The following is a 26271-nucleotide window of genomic DNA, read 5'->3' as shown; positions in this document are numbered from 1 at the left end:
GCCCCCGTTCAGTCCAGATTCTTGGTCAGATCGTCGTACAGCTTGCGGTTGTCGATGTCGTGGCGTTCATAGGAGTCGCGCGCGTAGGACAGCTTCTCCGCATGCGTTTGAATGGTACGGACCATCTGGTGATGCAGGATCTGCAGCAGGTCCGCCGCGCCCTTCATGGCCTCGTTCAGTGTGGCATCTCCGGAATCCACCGGTGCGGGTGAGAATTTCGGCACCAAACCCTCGTAGGTCTTCGCCTCGTCGTCGAAGGTTTTCGCCATCGTCTTCAGATCGTCGAGGACGACCTGGAACCAGTCGCTCACGGCCGGTACTCCTCCAATGCGTGCAGGCGTTCGGCGGTCCACTGCGGAGCGCATACTCGCTGCGATGGGTCGAGCACGATGGCGATGCCCGCGGTGCCGAGCAATGCCGGCAGTTCGGAAGACTGCGCCATTATCCACGGCTGATATCGGCCCAGGCGTTCGACGAGGCGTTCGACCGTGGAGAACACTATTGCCACCGGCGCACCCTTGACGTGTGAGCTGAGTTCGACGCAGATTCCCCGACCGTCGGCCCGCGGCCGGGCGGGGATTACCACCACAGGCGGCAGAGTTATTCCGATCCGAGTCGGCGATTTGACCGAAATGGGCGGATCCGGCTCGTCGTCGTAGTAATCATCCGGCGCGTCGTCGTAGAGCCCGTAGATATCCCTCGGCAAGATGCCCCCTCCTTCCCGGTCGCACTGTACTCCGAAATCTCGGCAGGAGGGGGCGGGGCGTTTATCGGTGGCGGGTGATCACCACGGGCTCGATCTCGGTGGGGACATTGGCGAAGGCGGAGACCGGGATGCCGAACGATGCGGCGAGGACCTCACGGGGCAGCGAGTTGAGGGTGGCGACGATGCCGATGTCGTCGTTGGGCTCGCCGGCGCCGGTATTGAAGGTGACCAGGACGTCCAAAGGCTTGTCGGCACTGGCATTTTCGAAGTAGTGGAAGTAACCCTGCGGGGCGAATACGAGATCGCCCTGTTCGGCTGTGAACGTGTCGTTGTGGTAGGCGCCGTCGCCATGGGTGCCCAGAATGGTCCACTTCGCGGTGCCCGAGATGATGTAGTTCAACTCCCACGCCGAGGGGTGCCAGTGCGGTTCGCGGATGCCGCCGCCGTCGAGGTGCACGAAGTACACCGAACCCTTCTGGCCTTGCAGCACAGGGAAATTGTCCTCGTTCGCGCCCTGCAGGTAGCCGCCGTCGAAGTTCGCCCCGTCCGCGGCCCTCAGTTTGAACAGATGCGACCTGTCGTTGAGATTGGTGTCGAGTGCGCCGTCCCTGCCGATTTCACTCGGCGCTCCCGGGCTGGCCGCCGCCGCTCCCACCAGGCCGCCGCCGAGCGCGGCCGCACCCACCGCGACGACACCGGTTCCGAGCAGGGCTCGGCGACCCATCGCGCCACTGTCGCTGTCCTGCTTCACATTCAAGTCTTCGGACATGCCGTCATCGCTTCCTGACGCACAAGAACGCCGGGTATTTAGTTAGCGCTTCTAAATTCAAGCTAACTCCGACGTACCCGTGCTGCCAGGTGACAAGAGTCATATGCGACGAGGGTTGCCGAGCCGCCAGATGACTTGCACAACAAGGCATTTCGTAACTTCTACATAATCGCCGACGCCGGGCGCAAAAAAGGCCCCCGGCGAGCCGATGCTCGCCGGGGGCGTTGCTTCGATCGGTGATTATCAGCGATTGGCGTGGCTGTGCTGGCCGCCCTTGACCTTGGCGTCGGTCGGCTGTGCCGCCGCGCCCTTCTTGCCCGCGGTCGAGGGGTCGGCGCTGTTCTTCTGGCCGAAGCTACCGGTGCTGGCCTGACCGCCCTTGCGGGCCTGCTCCTCCGTATCGGAGCGGTTACCGAACTGGCCGGGATTGTTCTGGTCCGCCATTAGTCTTGTGCTCCTCTCCGTTTTCGACTGGAGCCGTACAACCGGCTCGTTCAGCGGATGCCCGAGCAATCGTGTGTCAAACAAGGAGATTCGCGATTTCCGGCGAAACTCAGCGGCGAGACCGGCCCGTCAGCGACCATCCGGCGATCACCAGCGCGATGACCAGCACCAAGCCGCCGATGATCCCGATCGTGCCCCAGTTGCCGCGATGCGAATCGCTCGGCGGCGAGGCATCCGGAGTGTCGTGCGGGGGCGGAGAGGCAAGCGCCACACCGGTATTGGCGGACGTGCCGGTTTCGTCCGGTAGCGTGCCGACGCTCGCGTCGGCGGGCAGGGCGAAACCGTAGTCGAGCAGCCGGGCCGCCTGTTCCGGCGGACGGATCGGCAGCACATCGCCTTTCAGCAACGTCACGACCAAGCGGTGGCCGTTGCGTTCGGCGGCGGTCACGAAGGTTTGCCGGGCGTCATCCGTATAGCCGGTCTTGCCGCCCAGATCGCCGTCGTAGTCGAACAGCAGATGGTTGTCGTTGGCGATGGGGAAGCCGGGATGATCCTTGTCGTCGGGGTTGTTCGGATCGGCGGGATAGCCGGGGAAGTCGACCTGCTGGGTGTGCACGATTTCGGCGAAGGTGGGGATGGTCATCGCCTCGCGGAACAGGGTCGCCAGATCGTAGGCCGATACGCTCATGCCCGGTCCGTCCAGACCGGACGGGGTGGCGGCGCGAGTGTCCATGGCGTGCAGGCGTTTGGCGAGGTCGTTCATCTTGGCGACGGTGGCGTCCTCGCCGCCGAGCTGGGTCGCGATGGCATGCGCGGCGTCATTGCCCGAGCACATGAGCAGGGCCTGCATGAGCTGCTTGTTGGTGTAGCGGCCGCCGGGGCCGATGCCGACGCGGGTGCCGTCGGCATTGGCGTCGTCCTGGGTGCCGACGACGACCTTGTTCAGATCGAGGCTGCGCAGCGCGACCGTGGCCAGCAGGACCTTGATGGTCGAGGCGGGACGATAGCGGCCGTGCGGATCCTTGGCGGCCAGGACGCGGCCGGTATCCAGATCCGCGATCGCCCACGCGGTCGCCGAGATGTCGGCCGGAACGGGAGGAGCCTTGTCGGGCAGGACCACGCCGCAGTTGCCGAGTTTGCCGCCGCCGATCGGGGAGGCGGGGACCGGCAGTGGGGTGGGGCCGGCACGGCCGGGCTCGGGCGCCTCGGAGGTGTCGATCGGCGGGGGCGGGCTGGTCTTGTTCGGACAGGAGTCGGTGTTCGGGGTCGTGAACGGCGTCGTCGTGGGTGACGTGGGCGCCGCGACGGCCGCGGGAGACAGCGTCAGCGCCGACGCGCCGATGAGGCCGGCTGCCAGCGCGGCGGCCGCGAGAGATCTGGTGCGGCGATCACGCCGGGTCATGCGGGTGCTCATCGCTTTGGAGCTTAGGACGAAACGGATGCCAAGCCGAGTTGGGAGCGCGTGACACGTCACGTGTTGACAGTCACTACAAAATGAGAGTTACTATCAAAGAGTAGTTCATCCCATATGAATGACTGTCTCATGTAGTGACGGAAAGGAACGGGCTCATGACGGGTGACGAGGCCGTGGGGGCGGAGCACGCGGGCAAGGCGCGGTGGCTGGCGCTGGGCGCGCTCGCGGTAGCCATGCTGACGATCGGATTGGATACCACCGTGCTGGTGGTCGCGTTGCCGACCATGTCGGTCGATCTGCACGCGGATACCGGTGCGCTGCAATGGTTCACGACGGCTTATACCCTGGCGCTGGCCGGACTGGTGCTGCCCGCCGGTGCGCTGGGAGATCGGTACGGGCGCAAGAGATTTCTGCTGGGAGCGCTGGCACTGTTCGGAGTCGCGTCGGTCTGGTGTGCGGTAGCGGGTTCGGCCGGTGAGTTGATCGCCGCCCGGGCGCTGCTCGGTGTCGCGGCGGCGGTGATGATGCCGCTATCGATGTCCGTCCTGCCCGCGATGTTCCCGGACAAGGCGGAACGTCAACGCGCACTGACGATCTGGGTTATCAGTATGACTCTCGGCATGCCGCTCGGGCCGATCATCGGCGGCTGGTTGCTGCGGAACTTCTGGTGGGGGTCGGTATTCCTGATCAATGTTCCGCTGGTGGTCGTGGGGCTGCTGGCGGTGGCGGTGCTGGTGCCGGAGTCCCGCAGCGGCAGCGTCTTCCGGCTCGATCTGCCCGGCGCGATGCTGTCGGCGGGCGGAATGCTCGGATTCACTTACGGTTTCATTCGGATCGATTCGCAAGGTTGGGGTGATGCGCTCGCGTGGGGGACCATTGCCGCGGGTGCGGTCCTGTTGGGTGTGTTCGTATGGTGGCAGCGCCGGGCAACGCATCCGCTCGTGGATCTCGGTCTGTTCGCCAGTCACGGATTCTCCTGGGGTACGGCCTATTCCGTACTCGTGCAGTTCGCGATGTTCGGCATGTTCTTCACCGTGCCGCAGTACTTCCAGGCGGTGCTCGGCGCGGATTCACTCGGTAGCGGGTTGCGACTGCTGCCGTTGATCGCGGGGCTGGTCGTCGGCACCAGGGTGGCAGCCGAACTGACTGCCAAGGTCGGGCTGCGGGTCGTGCTCGTGGGCGGATTTCTGGTGCTCACGGTCAGCATGGTCATGGGTGCGCTGACCGAGGTGGGCGGCGGCTACGGCTATGCGGCCGTGTGGCTCACGCTGCTCGGCATCGGGATGGGATTCGTGATGCCCTCGGCGATGGGTATGGCGACGGGCGAGCTGACGGCCGACCGGGCTGGCTCGGGATCGGCTCTGCTGCAGGCGCTTCGGAACGCCGGCGGCACGATCGGGGTCGCGGTACTGGGAACAGTGCTGGCCACGCAGTACCGCTCGGAGCTGGGTGAGTTCGACCGAGCGCCGATCTCCGACGGGGTGAGCGCGGGGGTCGCGGTGGCTCACCAGCTCGGCGACGGGCGCATGCTGGGTCAGGTGCAGTCGGCATTCGTCGACGGGATGGGCGCGATGCTGTGGGTGTGCGCGGGAATCTGCCTGGTCGCGGCCGTGCTCGCGAGTATCTTCACGCGGGCCGCCACGCCGGGGGTGAAGCAGCCCGCGGATACGGGAGAATCGGTGCATGTCGGCTGATTCGAAGATGCCCGCGGGCTTACGCGAGCGGAAGAAGGAGCGCACTCGCCGCACGATTCGGACCGAGGCGATGCGGTTGTTCAAGCGGCAGGGCTATGCCGAGACGACCGTCGAACAGATCGCCGCGGCGGCCGACATTTCGCCGAGCACCTTCTTCCGCTACTTCCCGTCCAAGGAGCAGGTGGCGCTCACCGACGATATGGATCCGATCATGCTCCGCGCGATCGAGGATCAGCCGCTGGAACTGTCGCCGCTGGCGGCGTTCCGCAACGCGGTCACGCAGACCTTCGCGCAGCTGGATGCCGAGGATGTGGCGTTCGAGCAGGATCGTATGCAATTGATCTGGCGGGAGCCGGAACTGCGCGGTGTGATCGCCCAGGAGACCGAGCGGAATCTGCTGATGGTGTCCGAGATCGTCGCGCGCCGGGTGGGCCGCGAGCCCGACGACCTCGAGGTCCGGGCGTTCGCCGGCGCGCTGATCGGGGCGGCGATGACCGCCTTCGGCACGGGCGGACTCGATTTGGCGAAACTGGACCGGATCATGCGGTTCCTGGAGGCGGGAATGCCCATGTTCGCCACGACGGATCCGGAACGCCGCTGAGTCCGGCCGCACCCCGTCCCACCCTTCGCACCCCCTTCAACAGTGCGAGGAGCGGGATGGGGTGCGGCGCTCAGACGGGTCGATGGGCCGCCTGTTCGCGGGCGACGACGTCGTCGGTCATCGAGGCGAAGAAGCCGCCGACGACGTCCTCGATCTCGGCGATGGATTCCGCGCAGTACAGTACGGGCTGGTAGTGGGTGATGTCGTAGACCGCGGTGCCCATCTCGCGAATGTTCAACGGTCGCAACTGCGCTCCGCGGAACTCCTCGATCTCGCCGTAGGACGACAGCAGGCCCGCGCCGTAGCAGCGCACCTCGCCTTGTTCGCGAACCACGCCGAATTCCATGGAGAACCAGAACACATCGGCCAGGAACTTCAGGGCCGCATCGGTTTCCAGCCGGGCCACCGCCGCGCCGACCTCGGCGTAGATCGCGGCGAAACGCGGGCTGGCCAATTGGTTGGCGTGGCCGATGATTTCGTGGATGGAGTCGGGTTCGGGGGTGTACAGCGGGGCGGAGTGGTGGCGGATGTACTGGGTGGAGTGGAAGGTTCGGTCGGCGAAGGAGCCGAAGAACTGGCGCAGCGGCACCAGGCCCGCGGCGGGGACGTACTGGAATCCGCTGAGCGGCACCAGTTTCGCCGTCACCTCGTCGAGCTGCGGGATGTGATCGGTGGGCAGGCCGAGACGTTCCTCGCCCGCGAGTACCTCGGCGGAGGCGTATTTGAGGTGTTTGCGGGCGAGTTCGGCGGAGACGATTCGCCAGACTTCCTGTTCCTCATCGGTGTATTCGACATGCGGCAGCGGTTCACCGGGACGGTAGGACAGCGCCATGGCGGCGATCGCGTTGCGGCGCGAGCGATACACCTGGTCGTGCACGCCGGGGTGCTCGTCGCTCAGGTGCACCGTCACATCACCGTCGGTACCTTTGGTCACTGGCGAGTACAGCTGAGCTTCGTTGAACATGTCTCGATGCAAGCACTGCCAGGCGGATGAGACAAGAAACCGCTGTTTTGCTGTGCAGTTTGACTACCATTTACTTGGGGTTTGCGCAAACCGTCCGGACCGGTCGGCACCTGACAGCCTGTCCTCGTCGCGCCCTTTGTCTGTTTCATGCGTAATTAACCGACGTGTTGCTCTGGGTTCAGGGTCGGCGTGCACTATCCGGTCGGCTCGTATCGGTTCGGAAAAGTAGATTGGGTTTCGTATGTCTTTCGCCTCGTCCAGGTCTCGGTGGGTCCGGGCGGCCGCCCTGCCCGGTGCGGCCGCCGTCCTGATCGGGTTGGTGGTCGGCTGTAGTTCGGATTCCGACAAGGGTTCCAACGGTTCGCTGCTCACCCCGGGTGCGCAGGGCAAGCTGTCCGACAATGGCGGCGCGCGCCGCACCACGGGCGATCGCACTGCGGCGCTGCGTGATTCGATCAATGGCAAGCAGGCCAAGAATGTCATCCTGCTGATCGGCGATGGTATGGGCGACTCGGAGATCACCGTGGCGCGCAATGTGGCCGAGGGTGCGGGCGGCTATTTCAAGGGTATCGACGCGCTGCCGCTGACCGGCTCCTACACCCACTACTCGCTGGACAAGAAGACCGGAAAGCCGGACTACGTCACCGATTCCGCGGCCAGCGGCACGGCGTGGGCGACCGGAACCAAGTCCTACAACGGTGCGATCGGCGTGGACATCACCGGTGCGCCGCAGACGAACCTGATCGAGATCGCCAAGGCCAACGGCAAGGCCACGGGCAATGTGACCACCGCCGAGATCCAGGACGCGACTCCGGCCGTACTGGGCGCGCATGTCACCGACCGCAAATGCTATGGGCCGGAAGAGACTTCGGTGAAGTGCCCGACCAATGCGCTCGAGCAGGGCGGCCTCGGCTCGATCAGCGAGCAGCTGCTGAACACCCGCGCCGATGTGACGCTGGGCGGCGGTTCCAAGAGCTTCGATCAGAAGGCCACCGCGGGCGAGTTCAAGGACAAGACCCTGCTGGAGCAGGCGAAGTCGCGCGGCTACAACGTGGTCAACGATCGCGCCGGACTCGATGCGGTGGCCAAGGCCGATCAGAACGCGCCGGTGCTCGGCCTGTTCTCCCCGGGCAATATGCCGGTGCGCTGGACCGGTGAGTTGGCGGTGCGCGACGGGCTCACCAAGCCCGCGCAGACCTGCAAGGATACCAATCCCGAGCGGACGGCGAGTCTGCCGGATCTGGCGGGTATGACGCGCAAGGCGATCGATCTGCTCAAGGAGCGTAAGGACGGGTTCTTCTTGCAGGTCGAGGGCGCCTCGATCGATAAGCAGGACCACAATGCCAATCCGTGCGGTCAGATCGGTGAGACCGTCGATCTGGATCAGGCCGTGCAGGCCGCGCTGGAGTTCGCCAAGGCCGACGGCAACACCCTGGTGGTCGTGACCGCCGATCACGCCCACTCGAGCCAGATCGTTCCGCTGGACACCAAATCGCAGTCGCTGACCAGCAAGGTCATCACCAAGGACGGCGCGGAGATGGGTGTCTCCTACGGCAATGCCGAGCCGGGTGGTTCGCAGGAGCACACCGGAACTCAGCTGCGCGTGGCCGCCTACGGTCCGCGTGCGGCGAATGTGGTCGGCCTGACCGATCAGACCGATATGTTCTTCACCCTCAGCGATGCGCTGGGTCTGGACCGGGCCAAAAAGCAGGCCGCCGGTAAGTAAGTGGCGGAAGCAGGCCGCCGGTAAGTGGTTGGCGGATGCGGGCTGCTGGTAAGTGGTTGGCGGATGCGGGCTGCCGGTAGGTAATTCGCGCTCGCGCGGCTTGGGCCGCCTTCATCCGATGAGGGATGAAGGCGGCCTTCGTGTCAGACTGTGGGGGCTATGGGAACTACTCAGGGGGGACGAATGGTCTTCTGGCGCAATAGAACTGCGAATCGTGTTCGGAGATGGCCGATTGCGGGCGCGGTGGCGCTCGCGATTGTCGCGTGTGGCGGTCAGGCGGTGGCCGATTCCGGGCCGCTCGATCGCTATTATCAGCAGCCGATCGCATGGGAGTCGTGCGAAAGCTATTCCGGCGCGGACATGCTCGGTGGCGCGGGGTTCGAATGCGCGCGGGTGACGGTTCCGCTCGACTACGACCGGCCGGACGGGGATACCGCGCGGATCGCGATTTCGCGACACCGGGCGAGTGGGGCCCGGGTCGGTTCGCTGCTCACCAATCCCGGCGGTCCCGGCGTGCCGGGGCTCGCCCTGCCGATGATGCTGGCCAAGACTCCGCTCGCCGAACGTTTCGACCTGATCGGCATCGATGTACGGGGGCTCGGGGCATCCACCCCGACCGTGACATGCCGTACGCCCGAGGAACATCGGGCGCATCGAGAGGATCCGATCTGGGATCTGTCGCCCGCCGGAATCGCGGCCACCGAACAGCGGCATCGGGAGTACGTCGCCGATTGTGTCCGCCGAACCGGTGTGGATCTGTTGCGGCACATCGGTACCGCGGATGTCGCGCGAGACTTCGATGTGATTCGCGGCGCGCTCGGTGATGACAAGTTGACCTACTTCGGCGGCTCCTATGGTTCCCGGCTCGGATCGACCATCGCCGAGCTGTATCCGGATCGAGTGCGCGCCATGGTGTTGGACGCGCCGATCGATCCGACCGCGCCGATCCTCGATGAGGTGGCCGCTTCCGCGGGATTCCAACACGCCTTCGAGGCGTATGCCGCCGATTGTGCGAAATCACCCGATTGCCCGGTCGGGACCGATCCGGCGCGCGCGAGTGATTCGTTGCGGGAGTTGCTGACTCCGCTGCAGCGCCGGCCCGCGCCGACGGCGGACGGTCGGGGCCTCGGCTGGATGGGCGCGATGGGTGCGGTGATGAACTCGCTGTACTCGCCGCAGCTGTGGCCCGTGATCACGCGGGGTCTGACCGAGTTGCGTGGCGGCCACGGCGACACGCTGGCGCGGATGACCGATTTCATGGAGGGGATGGTGCAGCGAGATCTCCAGCGCGCGGTGCTCTGTGGCGAGGAGCCGCGGACCGACCGGGCCGCGGGTGTGGAGATCGATAGCCGGACCCGTTCTGTCGCACCGGCTTTCGATGACGGTCAGGCCACCGGACAGTTCCCGCTCGGGGTGTGCAACTTCTGGCCGTTCGAGCCCTTCGCACAACCGCACGTTCCCGATACGCACGGTCTGCCCAAAACCGTTGTCGTGGCCACCACCGGTGATCCGGTGACGCCGTATCAGGGCGGTCGTAATCTGGCCGGATATCTCGGCGCTGCGCTGATCACCTATCGGGGCACTCAGCACAGTGCCGCATTCCAAGGTGTGTCGTGTATTGATCAGCCGCTGGTTCGCTACCTCACGGATCTGGTGGTTCCGGCCGAGCTGAGTTGCGCGTAGCGGCATTGCTTGTAGGCTTCCGCCCGTTGTAGTTCGTCGGCGCGGTTGTTGGAGGCAGCCCCGCCGACTCGAGAATCGGGGGGCTTCCTCATGGTGCGTATCGGTATTTGGCTTGCGGTGCTCGGATTCGGGTCACTGCTGCTACAGCAGTTGGACATGCATTTCATCATTTTGGCCTGGGCCGATGAGATGCAGCCGTGGTTCGGGATCGTGTTGGGCGCGGCCGGGTTGTTGGTCGCGCTGGGTGGCGCTGTCGCGAGTAATACCGCGAAGGACGAAGTGTAGGTGACCGTGGCTGCCCTCATCGGCCGATGAGGGCAGCCACGGTGTCCACTATCGGAAAGTGGAGTTCGCCCAATCGAGAACGGCGGCTTGGTAATCCTTGGTGTTGGGCGCCAGATTCACCGAATGCCCAGACCCGGGGAGCACATAGGTCCGCAGGTGGGCCGCCGGGCTGAAGTAGAGCGCTTCCGCGGACTGCAACGTGGCGCTGTCGTGGCAAATCGCGAAATTCGTGCCGCAGGACATTTTGTCCAGGCTGCCGTCGACGAGCATGACCGGGACGTCGATGGAATTGGAAACCGCTGGGAGTGTGGAGGACAGGCCGTCGGGATATTCCGACAGCGAGAAGACATCCTTGGTCGCCTCATCGGTGGCGACGACCTGCGGGTCGTAGCCGGTGCCGAAGAAATCGGCGGCCCGGGTACCGGGTTGTGTTGTGAGATAACCCGGGTCGTAGCCCTTGCCCGCGAAATTCGGATCCTCCGCGGCCGGATGGTATGTCGCGATCACGCTGGAAACCTGGAGATAGTTCAGGTCGTGCGAGTATCCGGTGAGCAGCACACCGTCCACATCGTGAAAGGTGGTGGCCTCCAGCACGTCGATACCCGAACTCAGCGAATGCCCGGCGATGACGACCTTGCGGAACGGCTGATTACCCGAAACTCCCTGGCGCAGCGCCTGAACGATGCCGTGCAGGGCCGCGGTGGTCCCGGTCGCCGTCAGCGTCGCGCTCGGCGGCCGGGAGCTCGCACCGTCACCGAGCCGATCGACTACGAGCGTCGCGTAACCGCCCGCGTTCATGGCTTGCCGAAAATTGTAGGTGTCGGGCTGATACGGGAAATCCCAATAGGTGTGGTTGTAGTTGGAGCCCGCCATCAACACCATGACGGTGCCGGTCGGGTTCGTCGCCGGTAGACACAGCGTCGCGGCCATGGTGCCCTGCGGCACCGAAAACGATATCGGCTGACAGCCATTCGGCTGCGCGGGTTGATCGGCCGAACACACGCCCGGTACGAGCCAAAGCAATGCGGCGGTAAATGATGTGGCAAATGTACGTATCGAAATTCGCACGGTAGCGCTCCTCGTGATGCACGAGAACGATCATTTTCGGTTGACCGTTCAACGTGATTTGGAGGTTAGCGCTGTCTTGCGGATTGCAATGCTCGAATCGATGGGTGTGGATTCGAAATGGGGTGTGCCCCTAATGCAATGCGGGGGCGAGTTGGAAGACCGGACGGTATTGTTCCCTGAGGGGTGGGCGAAGTCTTCCGATGGCGAGTTCTCGCATTTCGAATTGCCCTGTGGGCGAATGAAGGTCGCGGTTGTCAGTCGATGCTGCCGCGTGGAGCGACCCAGACGGTAGGTTGTCTGGTCACCGAGGCGATGTGTTCGAAGTCCTCGTCATAATGAACGATTACCGCCCCGTAGAACTCCGCGACCGCAGCGGTCAGGAGGTCGACGGGACCGACGGCGCGTTGATGTCCCTTGCGCGCCAACAGTGTTTGCACTTCGCGAGCGCGTTCGGCGATCGTCTCGTTGAGTGGCAGGTTCTGGAATTGAGCCCGGCGGCTCTTGGCGACCTTCCGGAACTCGGCGAAGTTCGGGCACGAGTACCCCGCTTCCAGATCGATCGTGACACAGGTCGCGGCCGCCTTGTCGGTGACCAGGTCGACCACGACCTTCCGGACCGCGGGATTTTTGAAGCGCGCGGCGGCTGAAGTGTCCACCAGGTGCAGGCGCAGTGGCATACGTTCGATCATCGCCGGGCCTGCTTCATGACCTCCGGATCGGTGATATCGGAGCCCCACCCGAGACTGGTCGGGTAATCGCTGAGGATCTCCTCCACACGACGCCGCCGCTCGGCGACGAACCGCAACGCCGCATTCACGGTGTCCTTCTTGGTCGTCGTCCCGAGCTCCCTGGCCGCCAGCTCCAGAGCCTCGTCGTCCAGGTCGATCATCGTCTTCATGTTTAACACGGTATATCCGCCCCCTTACTGCTAGCAATACTGGTTGATGCAACCGCTATTCGATGCCGTCCGGTCTGTGGATGGGTGGGGGACGAACGAAAAGGCCGCCCTCATCCGAAGATGAAGGCGGCCTTCGGGTTTCGGCCTGGTCAGCGGGCGAACAGCAGGGCGCGCTTGACTTCCTGGATGGCCTTGGTGACCTCGATGCCTCGGGGGCAGGCGTCGGTGCAGTTGAAGGTGGTGCGGCAGCGCCAGACGCCCTCTACGTCGTTGAGGATGTCCAGGCGTTCGCGGGCGGCCTCGTCGCGGCTGTCGAAGATGAAGCGGTGGGCGTTGACGATGGCGGCGGGACCGAAGTAGCTGCCGTCGCTCCAGTACACCGGGCACGAGGTGGTGCAGCAGGCGCAGAGGATGCACTTGGTGGTGTCGTCGAAGCGGGCGCGGTCGGCCTGGGACTGGATGCGCTCGCGGGTGGGCTCGTTGCCGTGGGTGATGAGGTACGGCTTGACGGCCTTGAACGCGTCGAAGAACGGATCCATGTCCACCACGAGGTCCTTCTCCACGGGCAGGCCGCGGATCGGCTCGACGGTGACGGTCAGCGCCTTGTCGCCCTTGGGCAGCATGTCGCGCATCAGCACCTTGCACGCAAGCCGGTTCACGCCGTTGATGCGCATGGCGTCGGAACCGCAGACACCGTGGGCGCAGGAGCGGCGGAAGGTGAGCGTGCCGTCCAGATAGGACTTGATGTAGATGAGGACGTTGAGGAAGCGGTCGGTCGGCAGGACAGGCACCTGGAACGAATCCCAGTGCGCGCCTTGGCCGTCCTCGGGGTTGAATCGCGCGACCTTGACCGTGATCATGGTCGAGCCGTCGGGCACGGGAGCGGGCCGCGAGGGGGTGCTCGCTTCCTTGGTCTCTGCTACGGCAGTCATCAGTACTTACGCTCCATCGGCTCGTAACGGGTCTGCACCACCGGCTTGAAATCGAGCCGGATATCGGCGATCAGCTTCGCGTGCGCACCGGGCTCGACGTCCTTGTACGCCATGGTGTGGCGCATGAAGTTGACGTCGTCGCGGTCCGGGTAGTCCTCGCGGGCGTGGCCGCCACGCGATTCCTTGCGGTTGAGCGCGCCCACCACGGTGACCTCGGCCAGCTCCAGCAGGAAGCCGAGTTCGACGGCCTCGAGCAGATCGCTGTTGTAGCGACGACCCTTGTCCTGCACGGTGATGTGCTCGTAGCGCTCCTTGAGCGCGTGGATATCGGTGAGGGCCTGCTTGAGGGTCTCCTCGGTGCGGAACACCGCGGCGTTGGCGTCCATGGTCGCCTGCAGTTCGGTGCGGATATCGGCCACGCGCTCGTTGCCGTGATCGGACAGCAGGCTGGCCAGCCAGCCCTGCACGTACTCCGCGGGGGCCTCGGGCAATTCGACGAATTCGCTGCGCTGGGCGTACTCGGCGGCGGCGATGCCGGCGCGGCGGCCGAACACGTTGATGTCCAGCAGCGAGTTGGTGCCCAGACGGTTCGCGCCGTGCACCGACACGCACGCGCATTCGCCCGCGGCGTACAGGCCGGGGACCACATCGGTGTTGTTGCGCAGCACCTCGCCGCGGATGCGGGTCGGGATGCCGCCCATGACGTAGTGGCAGGTCGGCATGACCGGCACCGGCTCCTTCACCGGGTCCACGCCCAGGTAGGTGCGGGAGAACTCGGTGATGTCGGGCAGCTTCTCCTCGAGGACGTCCTCGCCGAGGTGGGTCACGTCGATGTAGACGTAATCCTTGTTCGGCCCGGCGCCGCGGCCCTCGAGGACCTCCTTGACCATCGAGCGGGCGACGATGTCGCGCGGCGCGAGGTCCTTGATGGTGGGGGCGTAGCGCTCCATGAACCGCTCGCCGGAGGCGTTGCGCAGAATGCCGCCCTCGCCTCGCACGGCCTCGGAGATCAGAATGCCCAGGCCCGCGAGGCCCGTCGGATGGAACTGGTGGAACTCCATGTCCTCCAGCGGAAGTCCCTTGCGGAACACGATCGCCATACCGTCGCCGGTCAGCGTGTGCGCGTTGGAGGTGGTCTTGTACATCCGGCCCGAACCGCCGGTGGCGAAGACGATCGACTTCGCGTGGAAGACGTGCAGTTCGCCGGTGGCCAGCTCGTAGGCGACCACACCGGTGGCGACGGGGCCGCGGTCGGTGTTGGTCATGACCAGGTCGAGCACGTAGTACTCGTTGTAGAACTCGACGTCGTGCTTGACGCAGTTCTGGTACAGCGTCTGCAGAATCATGTGGCCGGTGCGGTCGGCGGCATAACACGCACGGCGGACCGGGGCCTTGCCGTGGTCGCGGGTGTGGCCGCCGAACCGGCGCTGGTCGATCTTGCCCTCGGGCGTCCGGTTGAACGGCAGACCCATCTTCTCCAGGTCGAGCACGGCGTCGATGGCCTCCTTGGCCATGATCTCCGCGGCGTCCTGGTCGACGATGTAGTCGCCGCCCTTGACGGTGTCGAAGGTGTGCCACTCCCAGTTGTCCTCTTCGACATTGGCCAGCGCGGCGCACATACCGCCCTGGGCCGCGCCGGTGTGGGAGCGGGTCGGGTACAGCTTGGTCAGGACCGCGGTGCGGACCCGGGGGCCGGCCTCGATCGCCGCGCGCATCCCCGCGCCACCCGCGCCGACGATCACGACGTCGTAGCGGTGCTCCTGAACGGGACGGGATTCAGTCATCGGAGGGGGCCTGTTCCTAACTGATGTTGGGGTCGAAGGTGAAGATGACGTACGTGCCAACGCCCATGATCAAGATCATCGAGATGGCCAGCAGGGTCTTCAGCCAGAAGCGGGTCGCATCCTTGCGGGCGTAGTCGTCTATGACCGTGCGCAGGCCGTTGCCGCCGTGCAGCTGGGCCAGCCACAGCATGGTCAGATCCCACAGCTGCCAGAACGGGCTCGCCCAGCGGCCGGCGACGAAGCCGAAGTTCAGCCGCTTCACGCCACCGTCGAGCATCAGCATGATCGTCATGTGGCCCAAGACCAGGACGACCAGCAACAGGCCCGAGAAGCGCATGAACAGCCACGCGTACTTCTCGAAGTTGTTGCCGGAGGTGCGCCGGGGCGCGCGCGGGGCGTCGAGGCTGGCCGGGCGGTCGTAAGACTTGCCGAGGACAGGTGCGCTCATGCCTCCACCTCGCTGGCGCTCGGCTCCGGCATGACCGCACAGTGCGCTGTGTTAATGATTCGCTCGCTTCGCTCGCTCATGGATCAGTGCTCCGTCAGCAGGTAGAAGAACTGGCGTCCGACACCGACGCCCGCGACCAGGATCCAGATCGTGAGCACGATCCACAGCATCTGGCGCTGGTAGCGGGGGCCCTGGGACCAGAAGTCGACGAGGATGACCCGGATGCCGTTGAGCGCGTGGAACAGCACGCAGACCACGAGGCCCATCTCCATCAGGGCGACGAGCGGGTTCTTGTACGTCTCGATGGCGCGGTCGTAGGTGTCCGGGCTGACCCGCACCAGCGCGGTGTCGAGGACGTGCACGAAAAGGAAGAAGAAGATCGTGACGCCGGTGATCCGGTGCAGCGCCCAGGACCACATACCCGGGTCGCCGCGGTACAGGGTCTTCCGCTTCGGCTTGGCCGGAGCTTCGAGGGTGGTCGTCATAGAGTGCGGTGCCTCCAACGTCGTTGATGGACCCGGTCGCGGTTTTCGGGCGCGGGCGGGAGCCGTCGGACCTGGAAAACACCAGCTCGTGCCCGGAGCCAACACCCCGGAGGCTGTGGTCGACCCGCCGCCGGGAACCTGAACCGATCTGTCTGGAACTCTAATCCCCGGTGTTTCTCGGAACTAATTCGGCGTGCCGGGCGTTGGAGCACAATTCGGCTTAGTTAGGTTTGCCTAGCCTTCGAGATTGACGTGGGTATTTCGCCTTCTCTACCGTCGTGTTCGAGCCACTCGAGCGGAGGTCCGATATGTCGGAGATTGATTGGAATGTCCTGCGTGGCAAGGCATTTGAAGTTATGCAAAAAGCGTATGCACCGTACTCGCGGTTTCCGGTCGGCGCCGCCGCGCTCACCGTCGACGGGCGAATTGTGAGCGGCTGCAATGTGGAGAATGTCTCATATGGATTGGGCCTCTGCGCCGAATGCGTACTCGTCGGTAACTTGATCGCGTCCGGCGGCGGGCGGTTGCTGGCAGTTGTCGCGTGTGACTCTCGGGGTGAGACTCTGATGCCTTGCGGACGTTGTCGGCAGGTGCTCTATGAGCATGGAGGTGCGGATTTGCTTGTGGACCACCGGGATGGGGCGAAGCCGCTCGGAAGTTTGCTGCCGAGTGCCTTCGGGCCTGAAGATCTCGAGGCTGGGCAGCAGTAGGTGTGAACTTCGGCACCTATTACCGGTGACGCTGGGTTTCGGAGCGTCGACGGCCCGCGTAATTATGCGGGCCGTCGACGATATTTCGCGTTGATTCCCTAGTGGCCCAACGGGTTACGGGCCCGCGCAGCCGTTGGAACGCGCATCACGACTCGTCTTCGAAGGATGCGTCGATCTCTTCCTCGGTCGGCATGGTGACTTCCGGGATGTCGACCGGCGGGAGCCCCATGTGCTCCATGATGAGCGCCATGCCTCGACTGAGACCGTTCATCCCGACCGCAAGGCGCCGAGTGATCAATTCATGCCTGCGAACATCTCGGGTCAGCTTGTAGATCGAAGCACCGTGCACCTCTTCGATATCGGTGACACGTCCCTCGACCCTCGTTACCCGGCGTTCCAACTCCACGTATGTCATCAGGAGTAGTCCTCCTCGAGGGCGGCATCGATTTCGGCCTCGGTGGGTGGCGTGGCCACCGGGAGAGTGATCGGGTGCAGGTCGAGGCGCTCCATCATCAATGCGATGCCGTGGCCCAGCGTGTTGAGACCGCTGAACAACCGCTCCTGGCCGAGCTGCAGGGCTGTGACGTCTCGGCGAAGATGCAGGATCGAAGCACAGTGCACCTCTTCGATATCGGTGACACGTCCCTCCAGCTTGGTCACCCGGCGGTCCAGCTCTGGGTATGACATCTCATCCCCCTTCATCAGTTGTCTGGCAGCGAGGCTAGCTCAGCTCACAGCTGGCTACCGCGTGTCGATTCGGGACTCGCTGCAAGATCGACATCCGCACCCTTCACGGAAAGATCCGCACCCTTTGCGGGGCGGTCGGGAGGGTGGTCTGGGAGGCTGGGGGGATGGTTGGTGTGCATTCTGCGGTGTCGGTGATCACGACCAAGCGGGACGGGGAAGAGCTCGGCGACGATCAGATCGACTGGGTTGTCGATGCTTTCACCCGGGGGGAAGTCGCTGATTATCAGATGGCCGCGTTGGCTATGGCAATTCTGTGCCGGGGGATGAATCGGCGTGAGATCGCGCGGTGGACCCGGGCGATGATCGAGTCGGGACAGCGGATGGATTTCGGGGATCTGCCGCGGCCGACCGTGGACAAGCATTCGACCGGTGGGGTGGGGGACAAGATCACCTTGCCGCTGGCTCCGTTGGTCGCGGCGTGCGGGGTCGCGGTGCCGCAGCTGTCGGGGCGGGGGCTCGGACATACCGGGGGGACGTTGGACAAGCTGGAGTCCATTCCGGGGTGGAAGGCCGATGTCTCGGTGCCGCGGATGCGGGAGATGCTGGCGGATCCGGCGATCGGCGCGGTGGTGTGCGCGGCGGGTGCGGATCTGGCGCCCGCGGACAAGCGGCTCTACGCGCTGCGCGATGTGACCGGGACGGTGGAATCCATTCCGCTGATCGCGAGCTCCATCATGAGCAAGAAGATCGCCGAGGGCACCGCCGCGCTGGTGCTCGATGTCAAGGTCGGTAGCGGCGCGTTCATGAAGGATATCGACGACGCCCGCGAATTGGCCCGGACGATGGTCGAATTGGGGACCGACGCCGGGGTACGTACGGTCGCGTTGCTGACGGGGATGGATACGCCGCTCGGCCGGACCGCGGGCAATGCCCTCGAGGTCGCCGAATCGGTGGCGGTGCTGGCCGGTGGCGGTCCCGCCGATGTGGTCGAGCTGACCGTGGCCCTGGCTCGGGAGATGTTGGCGCAGGCCGGAATTCACGATATCGATCCCGCCGAAGCGCTGGCCGACGGCCGGGCGATGGACCACTGGCGCGCCATGATCGCCGCGCAGGGCGGCGATCCGGACGCGCCGCTGCCACGGGCCAAACAGATCGAGGTGGTCAAGGCCGAGCAGAGCGGCACCTTGACCCGGCTGGACGCCATGGGTGTCGGCCTGGCCGCCTGGCGCCTCGGAGCGGGCCGCGCCAAACAGGGTGATCCGGTGCAATTCGGCGCGGGCGTCGAAATGCACGCCAAGCCAGGCGATTCGGTGACCGCGGGGCAGCCCCTACTGACACTGCACACCAATACGCCCGAGGCCATTCCGGCGGCGTTGGAGGCGCTGCACGGTGCGTATGTCATCGGTTCCGAGCCGGGGACTGTGCCGCCGATTGTGCTGGAACGTATTGCCCTGTAGGGGACTCGGGCTCGGCCGGGACGGCCGGGAGGGGGCGCGAAGTCGGCCTGGCCGTGCTGGAACGTGTTGCGGCGGGAGCGATTCCGGTCCGCCGGTCGCGCTGTGGCGCGGGCGATCGGTCCGGTATGGGCGTTATTCGGGGGCCGGGCGGGTGTGATTTACGTGGCTGACCTTGTGGTTCGGCGTACCAGAGTTTAGCGTTCGGGCTCGGCGGTACTTGATGAAGGGAATTTTCCACATGGATTGGTTGAGCATCCTCAACACCGGGTCTTCGATCTTCGTGAACGCGACCGGTGGGATCAAGAATGTGATCGATATTCTGCACTCGCTCGGGCTGGCCTAGGCGAAATCCACTGGACGAGGGCGGCTCTGCGCGGGGCCGCCCTCGTCCATGTGCGGGTCGGGTAGGGGGCGGGTGGGCGACATTCCGGCAACGACATGCCCGCGAGAGTATGCACACAATCGAAGTCGGCTGCGGAACTCGACCGATGCGGATAGCGTCGGTACATGACTGGACCGATGCCTTTGACCCTTGCCTCGATCCGCCAGGCCCCGAAGGCCGTGCTGCACGACCATCTCGACGGCGGATTGCGGCCCGCTACCGTACTCGAGCTCGCCGAGCAGTGCGGTTACGACGAATTACCGGCACACGATGCCGAATCGCTGGGGCACTGGTTCCGCGATGCCGCCGACAGCGGCTCGCTCGAGCGCTATCTGGAAACCTTCGCCCACACCGTCGCGGTGATGCAGACCCCGGAAGGGTTGCGGCGGGTGGCCCGCGAATGCGCGGAGGATCTGGCCGCCGACGGCGTGGTGTACGCCGAGGTGCGCTTCGCCCCGGAGCAGCATTTGGAACGCGGCCTGTCCCTCGACGAGGTCGTCGAGCACACGCTGGCGGGCTTCCGCGAAGGTGAGGAGCTGGCGGCCGCGGCGGGTACGCCGATCCGGGTGATCTGCCTGCTGACCGCCATGCGGCATGCGGCTCGATCGCTCGAAATCGCGGAATTGACAGTGCGTTTCCGGGATCGCGGGGTCGGTGGATTCGATATCGCCGGCGCCGAGGCCGGTTATCCTCCCACCCGCCATCTGGACGCCTTCGAGTACATGCGGGCCAACCACGGCTTCTTCACCATCCACGCCGGGGAGGCGTTCGGGCTGCCGTCGATTCACGAGGCGCTGGCCTACTGCGGCTGTGATCGGCTCGGGCACGGGGTGCGGATCACCGACGACATCTTCGACTCCGATACCGAGCCGCGGCTGGGCCTGGTCGCGAATTATGTGCGGGACAAGCGGATTCCACTGGAGCTGTGTCCGTCGTCGAATGTGCAGACCGGTGCGGTGCCCTCGCTGGACAAGCATCCGTTCGATCTGCTGGCACGGCTGCGGTTCCGGGTGACGGTCAATACCGACAACCGGTTGATGAGCGATACCACCATGAGCCGCGAAATGCTCAAGCTGGTCGAGACTTTCGGCTACGGGTGGAGCGATCTGGAGCGGTTCACCATCAATGCGATGAAGTCGGCGTTCATTCCGTTTCCGGATCGGTTGCGGTTGATCGATGAGGTGATCAAGCCGGGGTATGCCGTGTTGATCGGGTGAGGGGGTCCCGTCATTCCGGCCTGGGGGCCGGAATGACGGGGCGCGCTGGAGTCGTGAGGGGAGTTCGCGAGCGCCTCGAGGACGGGAACCCGCCGGATCTTAGCGGCGGGAACCGTAGGGGGTCAAGCCTTTTCGAGACGGCTTTCGAAGGCGTGCTCGAGGGCCCGCCACTGTTCGGCCTCGGCGGTGAACGGCGGGCTGGGGGCCATGCGGCTGGGGTCGGGCTCGAGGAGGTAGGAGATGTACCAGCCCAGGGGGGTGGATTTGGCCAGGGCCTGCTCTACCGTGTCGTCGCCCGCGTAATCGGCTGCGTCGGTGAACAATTCGACGACCAGGTCCAGCTGTTCGATATCGACGGATTTGAAGCCCACGGCCAGATCGTCGGCCAGGCCGGGCAGGACGTAGACGTTCTCGTCCTCGACCTCGATCTCCAGCGAGCCGTCGACCGCTGCGGTCTGGACGTCGCCGTAGGTGCTCACCCGGGCCAGATCGTGTTCGTGATCGTCGGCCAGGTAGCGGGCCAGGGCGCGCTCGGAGGTGAAGACCGTGATCGAGCCCTCGGAGCCGAGGAATACCGGCTCGTCGTCGAGGTAGCAGCGCAGCGTGAAATAGGTGTCCGCGCTGGTGACGATTTTGATCGGGTCGATGCCGACCTCGTGCCAGAACGTCTCGTCCTCTTCGGCTTCCTCGTCTTCGTCCTCGTCCGCGTCGAGATCGACCTGCTCGATCTCGTCATCGGTGTCGGCCACATCCTCGGCGTCGACGATATTCTCTTCGGCCGCAAGCAGTTCCGCCTCCGCGACGGCCACCGCATCGGCATCCACCTCGGGGGTCTGCACCACCGAATCGATGGCGTCGACCACGCGGTCCCAGTCCTTGGCGATGGCCGCGCCGATCTGGTCCCACAGCTCCTCGCCCTCGCGCCCGTAGAAGGCGCTCACGCCCGCGGGTAACGCACCCAGTACGGGATGGGAGCCAAAGAACTTCGTCACCACCTCGAGTTCGCACACCTCGCCGATGGTGCGGACCATGTCGAGGGTCTCCTCGAGTTCGGCCACGGTATCCGGATCGGGATCGCCGGCGGCCAGTTCGGGCACGCCGACCAGATCGAAGACGTGCTGCTCCTCCGGCTCCAGTTCGGCGGCGCCCAAGCCGACGACGACCTTCCAGGACGGATGGTCCACGAGGTCGTTGTCATTGTTGGTGCGGATGAATGCGGCCAGCTCCGCGACCGACTCGAAACCGTACAGCGCGTCCTCGTGTCCGAGGAATGCCTCCCACTCGTCGTCACCGTCCCGCCAACGCGGAGCCCACAGTGTGACGAGGTCGCCGTCGGTCAGGCCGAGCTCGATCGGGACGATGTCTCCAGAAGCCATGACGGGAAGCCTATCGACCCTCGGCGTTCGGCACTATTCGGCCCGCCCCGCAACGCTTCCCGACTGTGGGGTCACGAACGTCGAGTTGAGCTCGGACACCACCTTCGAGCGTTGCTCGCCCGCGTCCTGGGCGGCCTGCTGGCAGGCCCAGATGATCGCCTGACCGACTTCGGCGGGAGGTCGGGAGGTAACCGTCTCCGACAGCGACAGCGCCACCAGGGCGCCGTTGCTGTCGACCTCGACGCTCACCGAACCGTCGTCGGTGGTGTGGCGGCCGCGTACCTGTTTGAGGCCGTACAGCGCGGCCTCGAGCGCCTCGAGCTTCTGGGTCGCCGCGGCGACCAGCGCGTCCATCTCCGAACTCATACCGGCCTCATCCAGCTCGTCGGTCCCGTGTCCTCGTCGTCCATGCGGTCCAGTTCGTCCACCGCGGCCTGGCGGGTGGGCAGGTCGAGCTTGTCCAGGATTTCCGCGGGCATGCCGGATTCGGCCAGCAGTTCGCGGCGGCGGGCCTTGGCGACGATCGTGGAGCGTTTGGTCAGGCGCAGGATCTCCGCGGCCAAAGCCTGTGCGCCGTAGCGGTATTCGCTGCGCTCGAACTTGACCTCGACGGGCATGCCCTGATCGGTCGCGCGCACGCTGATGGTGCCGGCGCGATTGGTGCTGGCGGCCACCGTGACGTTCGGGATCTGCTGCTGTGGCTGGTTCATGAGGTGGGCCTGTAGAAGCCGTGGAACGCCATACCCATGTTCTCCGTTCGAATCGGATCGATCTGTACCGGATCACCGGCCTCGACCATCTGTCCGTTACCGACCACCATCGCGACGTGGCCGTCCCAGATCGCCAGATCGCCGGGCATGAGATCGCCGGGGCTGACCGGAGTGGCGCCCGAGCTCTGGTCGGCGGCCAGACGCGGGAGATCGACTCCGGCCTCGCCATAGGCCCATTTGGTGAGGCCGCTGCAGTCCAGGCCCGCGCCGGGGGTGTTGCCGCCCCACACGTAGGGGGTGCCCACGGCGCTGATCGCGGATTTCACGGCGGTGGCGGCCTTCTCGTTGGGCGCTTCCACCTGGCTGCCGTCGGGCAGGGTGATCATGACGCCGCCGTGGCGGCCCGGTTTATCGCCGCCGGTCGTCGTGCCGGGAGTGGTGGAGGCGCCGCCGCCGGCGCTCGAATTGGGGCGCGACGGCATGGCCATGGAGGCCTTGCTCACCAGACCGTTGGCCATCGAACCGCCGCTGGACAGCAGGCTGCCGAACATCGATCCAGCCTGCTGGACACCGCTGATCACGGGCGCGGCCATCGAGGCCGGGGCCGTGGGCACGCCGGCGGCCGACGGGGTCGACGGCGGCGGCGTGAGTTCGGTCATCGACGCGGTGTGGGTGTCGAGTTCGGAACGGACGCGGCCGACCACGTTCAGGGCTTGGCCGAGATGGTCGATCGCCGAGCTCACCACGGTCGCGAGGCCGGGCGGGGTAGTGACCGCCGGGCCCAGCGCGGTGACCGAACTCACGAACGACTGCAGGATCGAATCCAGTTCCTTCTGGCCGGTCTGTACCGAGGCCGCGGCCTGGGTGACCACATCGGCGATCTCGACGCCGCGATCGGAGATGCTCGCCGCGGAGGTCTGGACCTTCAGCGCCTTGTCCATCGCGGCATCGCCGCCCTGGCCGTTCCAGACGCTGGTGAGCTGATTGATGCTGGCGCTGCCCGCCTGATGAATTCCGTCAAGGGTGGTCGACGCCTGCCGCAGCGCATCGGCCGGGCCGCCGCCGGGCAGCACGCCGGTTCCAAAGCTGGACAGCAGATCGATGATGGGCTGGGCGAGGGCGGTGAGATCGATGACGGGTGCGGTCACGCCGGACCTCCCTCGGTGGCGCGCACGGTCGCGGCGCTCTCGGCATCGGTGCCCGCGTAATCGGCCGCCATACCGGTGGCCGCGGCGCCGACAGTGCCGAGCACTGCTGACAATTCGCCGATGGAAGCCACATGACCGGCGTGGGCGGCCGCATAGGCGGCCATGAAATCGCCACCGACCAGACCCATGATCGGACCCAGCAGAATCGGATCCGCCCCCGCGGCTCCGGTCGCGGCGGCGACCATCTCACCGGCGAGGCCGTCGGCTGTCGCACCGTAGGCCGCGACGCCCTCGGTGTCGACCGAGATCTTGTGCATCAACATCCCCCATCGTGCTGGTCTCGTGGCAGATTACGTCATTCGAGTACTTCGACGCAGGCGTCGCGGTCTCGGTTCCGCCTCCTTGCCACGAATTCGCTCCCGGACGGACCTTGGAGCCACTCCCTTGCGGGCAAACCTTATCGTTCCCTCATGCGCACGCACATCGTGGACCATCCGCTCGCCGCCGCTCTGCTGACCACCATGCGGGACGCCCGCACACCCAATCCGACCTTTCGCGCGGCGCTGCGGGATCTCACCTGGATCCTGATCTACGAGGCCCTGCGCGAGGCGCCGGTGGCGTCCTTCGCGGTCGAGACGCCCGTGGCCGCCGCCGAGGGAACCCGGCTGGCGCAGCCGCCGCTGCTGGTTCCGGTGTTGCGCGCGGGGCTGGGCATGGTCGACGCCGCGAGTGCGCTGATCCCGGAGTCGCGCGTCGGATTCGTGGGCATCGCGCGCAACGAGGAGACCCATCAGCCGGTGCCGTACATGGAATCGCTGCCGGAGGATCTGTCGGGGCTGCCGGTGTTCGTACTCGATCCGATGCTCGCCACCGGCGGGTCGATGCGGCACACGCTGGAGTTGCTGGCCGCGCGCAAGGCCACCGACATCACCGCGGTATGCGTGGTGGCCGCGCCGGAGGGCGTTGCGGCGCTGGCGGATTCGGGCCTGCCCGTGCGGCTGGTCACCGCCGCGGTGGATGCGGGACTGAACGCCGACGCCTACATCGTGCCCGGTCTGGGCGATGCGGGCGATCGGCAGTTCGGTCCGCGCTAGAGCTTCTCGCAGTAGGCGCGCAGATCCGCGAGCCGCTGGGCCGCCGCCAGTTTCGCCTCCGGCAGCGCCTCGCGCGACGAAACCGGTTCGACCACTTCGAGATAACACTTGAGCTTCGGCTCGGTACCGGACGGGCGGATCACGATGCGCTGGCTCTCGCCCTCGAAAATCAGTGCGTCCGTGCGCATCCGGCCGCGCGCCTGGGACAGATCGGTGCAGGTGACCCGTTCGGCGGCGATGGTGTCGGGCGGGGTGTCGCGCAGGCGGGCGACCACCTCGGCGGCCGCGGCCTGATCGGTCAGCCGCAGCGATACCTGATCGCCCGCGTGCAGGCCGAATTCGAGGGCGTAGTCGTCGAGCAGATCGCGCGGGCCGCGGCCTCGCGCGCGCAGCCGGGCCACCAGATCCGCGGCGGCCACGGCGGCGGAGATACCGTCCTTGTCGCGCACGGTCGCCGGATCGACGCAGTGGCCGATGGCTTCCTCGTAGGCGTAGACCAGGCCCTCGCCCGCGCGGGCCAGCCATTTGAAACCGGTGAGGGTTTCGGCGTAGCGCGCGCCGCGGGCGGGGGCGAGCTTGCTCAGCAGCCGCGAGGACACGATGGTGGTGGCCGCCAGGGCGTCCGCGGGCGCGGTGCGCAGCACGTAATCGGCCAGCAGGACACCGGTTTCGTCGCCGCGCAGCATGCGCCAGCCCTCGGGGCCGGGCAATCCGATCGCGCATCGGTCGGCATCGGGATCCAGGGCGATGGCCAGGTCGGCGTCGATCCGGCGGGCCAGGGCGAGCAGTTTGTTCGCCGCGCCCGGCTCCTCGGGATTCGGGAAGGCGACGGTCGGGAAGTCCGGATCGGGGGCGAACTGGTCGATCACCACGTGCACATCGGTGAAGCCCGCGGCGTGCAGCGCCGTGACCGCGGGTTCGCCGCCGACGCCGTGCATGGCGGTCAGCGCGATGCGAAGCCCCTTGCGCGAGAAGGTCTCCTGGGTCTCGGGCGATCCGGAGGCGGCGGTCGGACCGCCGATCAGCTGCGGCAACGAGGCCACGCGGGCCAGATAGCGCCGCACGAGTTCCTCGCCCATCTCGTTGGTCGACGCGCCTTCGGGCAGGCCGAGAACGACCGGATCGGGGGCGGTGGGCAGCGGATCGGCGCGCGGAATCGGTTCGGCCGCGGCCTCGATGCACTGCTCGATCTCGCCGTCGGCGGGCGGGATCAGCTGCGAGCCGCCGTCGAGATAGACCTTGTAGCCGTTGTCGTTCGGCGGATTGTGCGAGGCGGTGATCTGGACTCCGGCCACCGCGCCGAGTTCGCGCACCGCGAAGGCCACGACCGGCGTGGGCAGCGGGCGTGGCAGCGACAGCACCGAGAAGCCCGCCGCGGCGAAGACCTCCGCGGTGGCCACGGCGAATTCGGCCGAGCCGTGCCGGGCGTCGCGGCCGACGATCACCAAACCGCCGCCCAGACAACGCATCCGCAGCCATTCGGACAATCCGGCCGTGGCGCGGGTGACCGTGGTGACGTTCATGCCGTCTGGCCCGTCCTGCAGCGGACCGCGCAGACCGGCCGTTCCGAAGCGCAACATGGTTCGGCC

At 66.0% G+C, this 26271-nt stretch carries 30 protein-coding genes; 9 read left to right on the top strand and 21 right to left on the bottom strand.

The window, feature by feature from the left end; all coding sequences use genetic code 11:
- Window positions 1-8: 8 nt before the first annotated feature.
- The 5 genes from NP4_RS13440 to NP4_RS13420 all read right to left on the bottom strand — a co-directional run bounded on the left by NP4_RS13440 (window position 9) and on the right by NP4_RS13420 (window position 3333).
- On the bottom strand, window positions 9-311 hold the full coding sequence (locus tag NP4_RS13440) for a DUF6317 family protein (protein WP_067997253.1): 303 nt from the start codon (window positions 309-311) through the stop codon (window positions 9-11).
- Window positions 308-706: an SAV_915 family protein gene (locus NP4_RS13435; protein WP_067997251.1), complete on the bottom strand. Its 399-nt coding sequence runs from the start codon at window positions 704-706 to the stop codon at window positions 308-310. Before NP4_RS13435 ends, NP4_RS13440 begins: the two co-directional genes overlap by 4 nt.
- A gap of 61 nt (window positions 707-767) precedes the next feature.
- Complete coding sequence (locus NP4_RS13430) at window positions 768-1475, bottom strand: cupin domain-containing protein (RefSeq protein ID WP_082875826.1); 708 nt, start codon at window positions 1473-1475, stop codon at window positions 768-770.
- 243 nt (window positions 1476-1718) lie between these two features.
- Window positions 1719-1919 (bottom strand): hypothetical protein, encoded by a 201-nt coding sequence (locus NP4_RS13425; protein ID WP_067997250.1) that lies wholly within the window; start codon window positions 1917-1919, stop codon window positions 1719-1721.
- Between the two features lie 109 nt (window positions 1920-2028).
- Window positions 2029-3333: a D-alanyl-D-alanine carboxypeptidase family protein gene (locus tag NP4_RS13420; RefSeq protein WP_082875825.1), complete on the bottom strand. Its 1305-nt coding sequence runs from the start codon at window positions 3331-3333 to the stop codon at window positions 2029-2031.
- 155 nt (window positions 3334-3488) lie between these two features.
- Here NP4_RS13420 and NP4_RS13415 point away from each other — a divergent pair, with 155 nt between their 5' ends.
- Both NP4_RS13415 and NP4_RS13410 read left to right on the top strand, forming a co-directional pair.
- Complete coding sequence (locus tag NP4_RS13415; RefSeq protein ID WP_067997247.1) at window positions 3489-5027, top strand: MFS transporter; 1539 nt, start codon at window positions 3489-3491, stop codon at window positions 5025-5027.
- Window positions 5017-5628 carry an acyl-CoA-like ligand-binding transcription factor gene (locus NP4_RS13410; protein ID WP_067997245.1) on the top strand — a complete coding sequence of 204 codons (612 nt, stop codon included), beginning with the start codon at window positions 5017-5019 and terminating at the stop codon, window positions 5626-5628. Before NP4_RS13415 ends, NP4_RS13410 begins: the two co-directional genes overlap by 11 nt.
- A gap of 70 nt (window positions 5629-5698) precedes the next feature.
- Here the strand turns inward: NP4_RS13410 and NP4_RS13405 are convergent, their stop codons facing one another.
- Window positions 5699-6592 (bottom strand): phenylalanine 4-monooxygenase, encoded by an 894-nt coding sequence (locus NP4_RS13405; RefSeq protein WP_067997244.1) that lies wholly within the window; start codon window positions 6590-6592, stop codon window positions 5699-5701.
- Between the two features lie 241 nt (window positions 6593-6833).
- On the opposite strand from NP4_RS13405, the gene phoA reads away from it, so the two are divergent.
- The 3 genes from phoA (at window position 6834) to NP4_RS13390 (ending at window position 10286) form a co-directional block, all read left to right on the top strand.
- On the top strand, window positions 6834-8318 hold the full coding sequence (phoA, locus tag NP4_RS13400) for an alkaline phosphatase (protein ID WP_067997242.1): 1485 nt from the start codon (window positions 6834-6836) through the stop codon (window positions 8316-8318).
- Between the two features lie 243 nt (window positions 8319-8561).
- Entirely contained in the window at window positions 8562-10001 is a 1440-nt protein-coding gene (locus NP4_RS13395; RefSeq protein ID WP_245998253.1) for an alpha/beta hydrolase, read from the top strand.
- A gap of 90 nt (window positions 10002-10091) precedes the next feature.
- On the top strand, window positions 10092-10286 hold the full coding sequence (locus NP4_RS13390) for a hypothetical protein (RefSeq protein ID WP_067997236.1): 195 nt from the start codon (window positions 10092-10094) through the stop codon (window positions 10284-10286).
- Between the two features lie 48 nt (window positions 10287-10334).
- On the opposite strand, the gene NP4_RS13385 is transcribed toward NP4_RS13390, so the two are convergent.
- The 7 genes from NP4_RS13385 to sdhC form a co-directional block, all read right to left on the bottom strand.
- A complete protein-coding gene (locus tag NP4_RS13385) occupies window positions 10335-11231 on the bottom strand; it encodes an alpha/beta hydrolase (protein ID WP_245998251.1) in 897 nt (298 codons plus the stop codon).
- A 377-nt stretch (window positions 11232-11608) separates the two neighbouring features.
- Window positions 11609-12043 carry a PIN domain-containing protein gene (locus NP4_RS13380; RefSeq protein WP_067997233.1) on the bottom strand — a complete coding sequence of 145 codons (435 nt, stop codon included), beginning with the start codon at window positions 12041-12043 and terminating at the stop codon, window positions 11609-11611.
- Window positions 12040-12252: a type II toxin-antitoxin system VapB family antitoxin gene (locus NP4_RS43185; RefSeq protein ID WP_067997231.1), complete on the bottom strand. Its 213-nt coding sequence runs from the start codon at window positions 12250-12252 to the stop codon at window positions 12040-12042. Before NP4_RS43185 ends, NP4_RS13380 begins: the two co-directional genes overlap by 4 nt.
- Window positions 12253-12401: 149 nt before the next feature.
- Entirely contained in the window at window positions 12402-13184 is a 783-nt protein-coding gene (locus tag NP4_RS13370; protein WP_062504811.1) for a succinate dehydrogenase iron-sulfur subunit, read from the bottom strand.
- On the bottom strand, window positions 13184-14968 hold the full coding sequence (gene sdhA, locus NP4_RS13365; protein WP_067997227.1) for a succinate dehydrogenase flavoprotein subunit: 1785 nt from the start codon (window positions 14966-14968) through the stop codon (window positions 13184-13186). The genes NP4_RS13370 and sdhA overlap by 1 nt, the downstream gene beginning before the upstream one ends.
- Window positions 14969-14984: 16 nt before the next feature.
- Complete coding sequence (locus NP4_RS13360; protein ID WP_067997225.1) at window positions 14985-15416, bottom strand: succinate dehydrogenase hydrophobic membrane anchor subunit; 432 nt, start codon at window positions 15414-15416, stop codon at window positions 14985-14987.
- Window positions 15417-15499: 83 nt separating this feature from the next.
- Window positions 15500-15901: a succinate dehydrogenase, cytochrome b556 subunit gene (gene sdhC / locus NP4_RS13355; RefSeq protein ID WP_062504806.1), complete on the bottom strand. Its 402-nt coding sequence runs from the start codon at window positions 15899-15901 to the stop codon at window positions 15500-15502.
- Between the two features lie 308 nt (window positions 15902-16209).
- On the opposite strand from sdhC, the gene NP4_RS13350 reads away from it, so the two are divergent.
- Entirely contained in the window at window positions 16210-16611 is a 402-nt protein-coding gene (locus NP4_RS13350; RefSeq protein ID WP_067997446.1) for a cytidine deaminase, read from the top strand.
- A 145-nt stretch (window positions 16612-16756) separates the two neighbouring features.
- Here NP4_RS13350 and NP4_RS13345 read toward each other — a convergent pair whose 3' ends face one another.
- On the bottom strand, window positions 16757-17026 hold the full coding sequence (locus tag NP4_RS13345) for a hypothetical protein (protein WP_067997222.1): 270 nt from the start codon (window positions 17024-17026) through the stop codon (window positions 16757-16759).
- On the bottom strand, window positions 17026-17298 hold the full coding sequence (locus NP4_RS13340) for a hypothetical protein (protein ID WP_147288007.1): 273 nt from the start codon (window positions 17296-17298) through the stop codon (window positions 17026-17028). Before NP4_RS13340 ends, NP4_RS13345 begins: the two co-directional genes overlap by 1 nt.
- 173 nt (window positions 17299-17471) lie before the next feature.
- On the opposite strand from NP4_RS13340, the gene NP4_RS13335 reads away from it, so the two are divergent.
- Together NP4_RS13335 and NP4_RS13330 are read left to right on the top strand one after the other, a co-directional pair.
- Window positions 17472-18755 (top strand): thymidine phosphorylase, encoded by a 1284-nt coding sequence (locus tag NP4_RS13335; protein WP_211335902.1) that lies wholly within the window; start codon window positions 17472-17474, stop codon window positions 18753-18755.
- Window positions 18756-19262: 507 nt separating this feature from the next.
- Window positions 19263-20354 carry an adenosine deaminase gene (locus NP4_RS13330; protein ID WP_062504800.1) on the top strand — a complete coding sequence of 364 codons (1092 nt, stop codon included), beginning with the start codon at window positions 19263-19265 and terminating at the stop codon, window positions 20352-20354.
- A 122-nt stretch (window positions 20355-20476) separates the two neighbouring features.
- Here the strand turns inward: NP4_RS13330 and NP4_RS13325 are convergent, their stop codons facing one another.
- Genes NP4_RS13325 through NP4_RS13305 form a run of 5 tightly spaced genes read right to left on the bottom strand, consistent with a single transcriptional unit; the run spans window position 20477 to window position 23905 of the window.
- Window positions 20477-21730: a SatS C-terminal domain-containing protein gene (locus NP4_RS13325; RefSeq protein ID WP_067997210.1), complete on the bottom strand. Its 1254-nt coding sequence runs from the start codon at window positions 21728-21730 to the stop codon at window positions 20477-20479.
- 33 nt (window positions 21731-21763) lie between these two features.
- Complete coding sequence (locus NP4_RS13320; RefSeq protein ID WP_067997207.1) at window positions 21764-22096, bottom strand: YbaB/EbfC family nucleoid-associated protein; 333 nt, start codon at window positions 22094-22096, stop codon at window positions 21764-21766.
- On the bottom strand, window positions 22093-22440 hold the full coding sequence (locus NP4_RS13315; RefSeq protein WP_067997204.1) for a hypothetical protein: 348 nt from the start codon (window positions 22438-22440) through the stop codon (window positions 22093-22095). The genes NP4_RS13320 and NP4_RS13315 overlap by 4 nt, the downstream gene beginning before the upstream one ends.
- On the bottom strand, window positions 22437-23588 hold the full coding sequence (locus NP4_RS13310; RefSeq protein WP_067997201.1) for an NlpC/P60 family protein: 1152 nt from the start codon (window positions 23586-23588) through the stop codon (window positions 22437-22439). The genes NP4_RS13315 and NP4_RS13310 overlap by 4 nt, the downstream gene beginning before the upstream one ends.
- Window positions 23585-23905 (bottom strand): hypothetical protein, encoded by a 321-nt coding sequence (locus tag NP4_RS13305; RefSeq protein ID WP_067997443.1) that lies wholly within the window; start codon window positions 23903-23905, stop codon window positions 23585-23587. The genes NP4_RS13310 and NP4_RS13305 overlap by 4 nt, the downstream gene beginning before the upstream one ends.
- 153 nt (window positions 23906-24058) lie before the next feature.
- Between NP4_RS13305 and upp the strand changes: the two genes are divergently transcribed.
- Window positions 24059-24682, top strand: a complete 624-nt coding sequence (upp, locus tag NP4_RS13300) for a uracil phosphoribosyltransferase (protein WP_062504790.1) — start codon at window positions 24059-24061, stop codon at window positions 24680-24682.
- Here upp and NP4_RS13295 read toward each other — a convergent pair.
- A complete protein-coding gene (locus NP4_RS13295; RefSeq protein ID WP_067997198.1) occupies window positions 24679-26262 on the bottom strand; it encodes a phospho-sugar mutase in 1584 nt (527 codons plus the stop codon). The two genes, upp and NP4_RS13295, sit on opposite strands and share 4 nt — an antisense overlap.
- Window positions 26263-26271 lie beyond the last annotated feature (9 nt).

The organism is Nocardia pseudobrasiliensis NBRC 108224 (assembly GCF_001613105.1).
Lineage (GTDB): Bacteria > Actinomycetota > Actinomycetes > Mycobacteriales > Mycobacteriaceae > Nocardia > Nocardia pseudobrasiliensis.
Note: the sequence above shows the minus strand (reverse complement) of the source record. Positions and strands in the feature narration are given on the sequence as shown.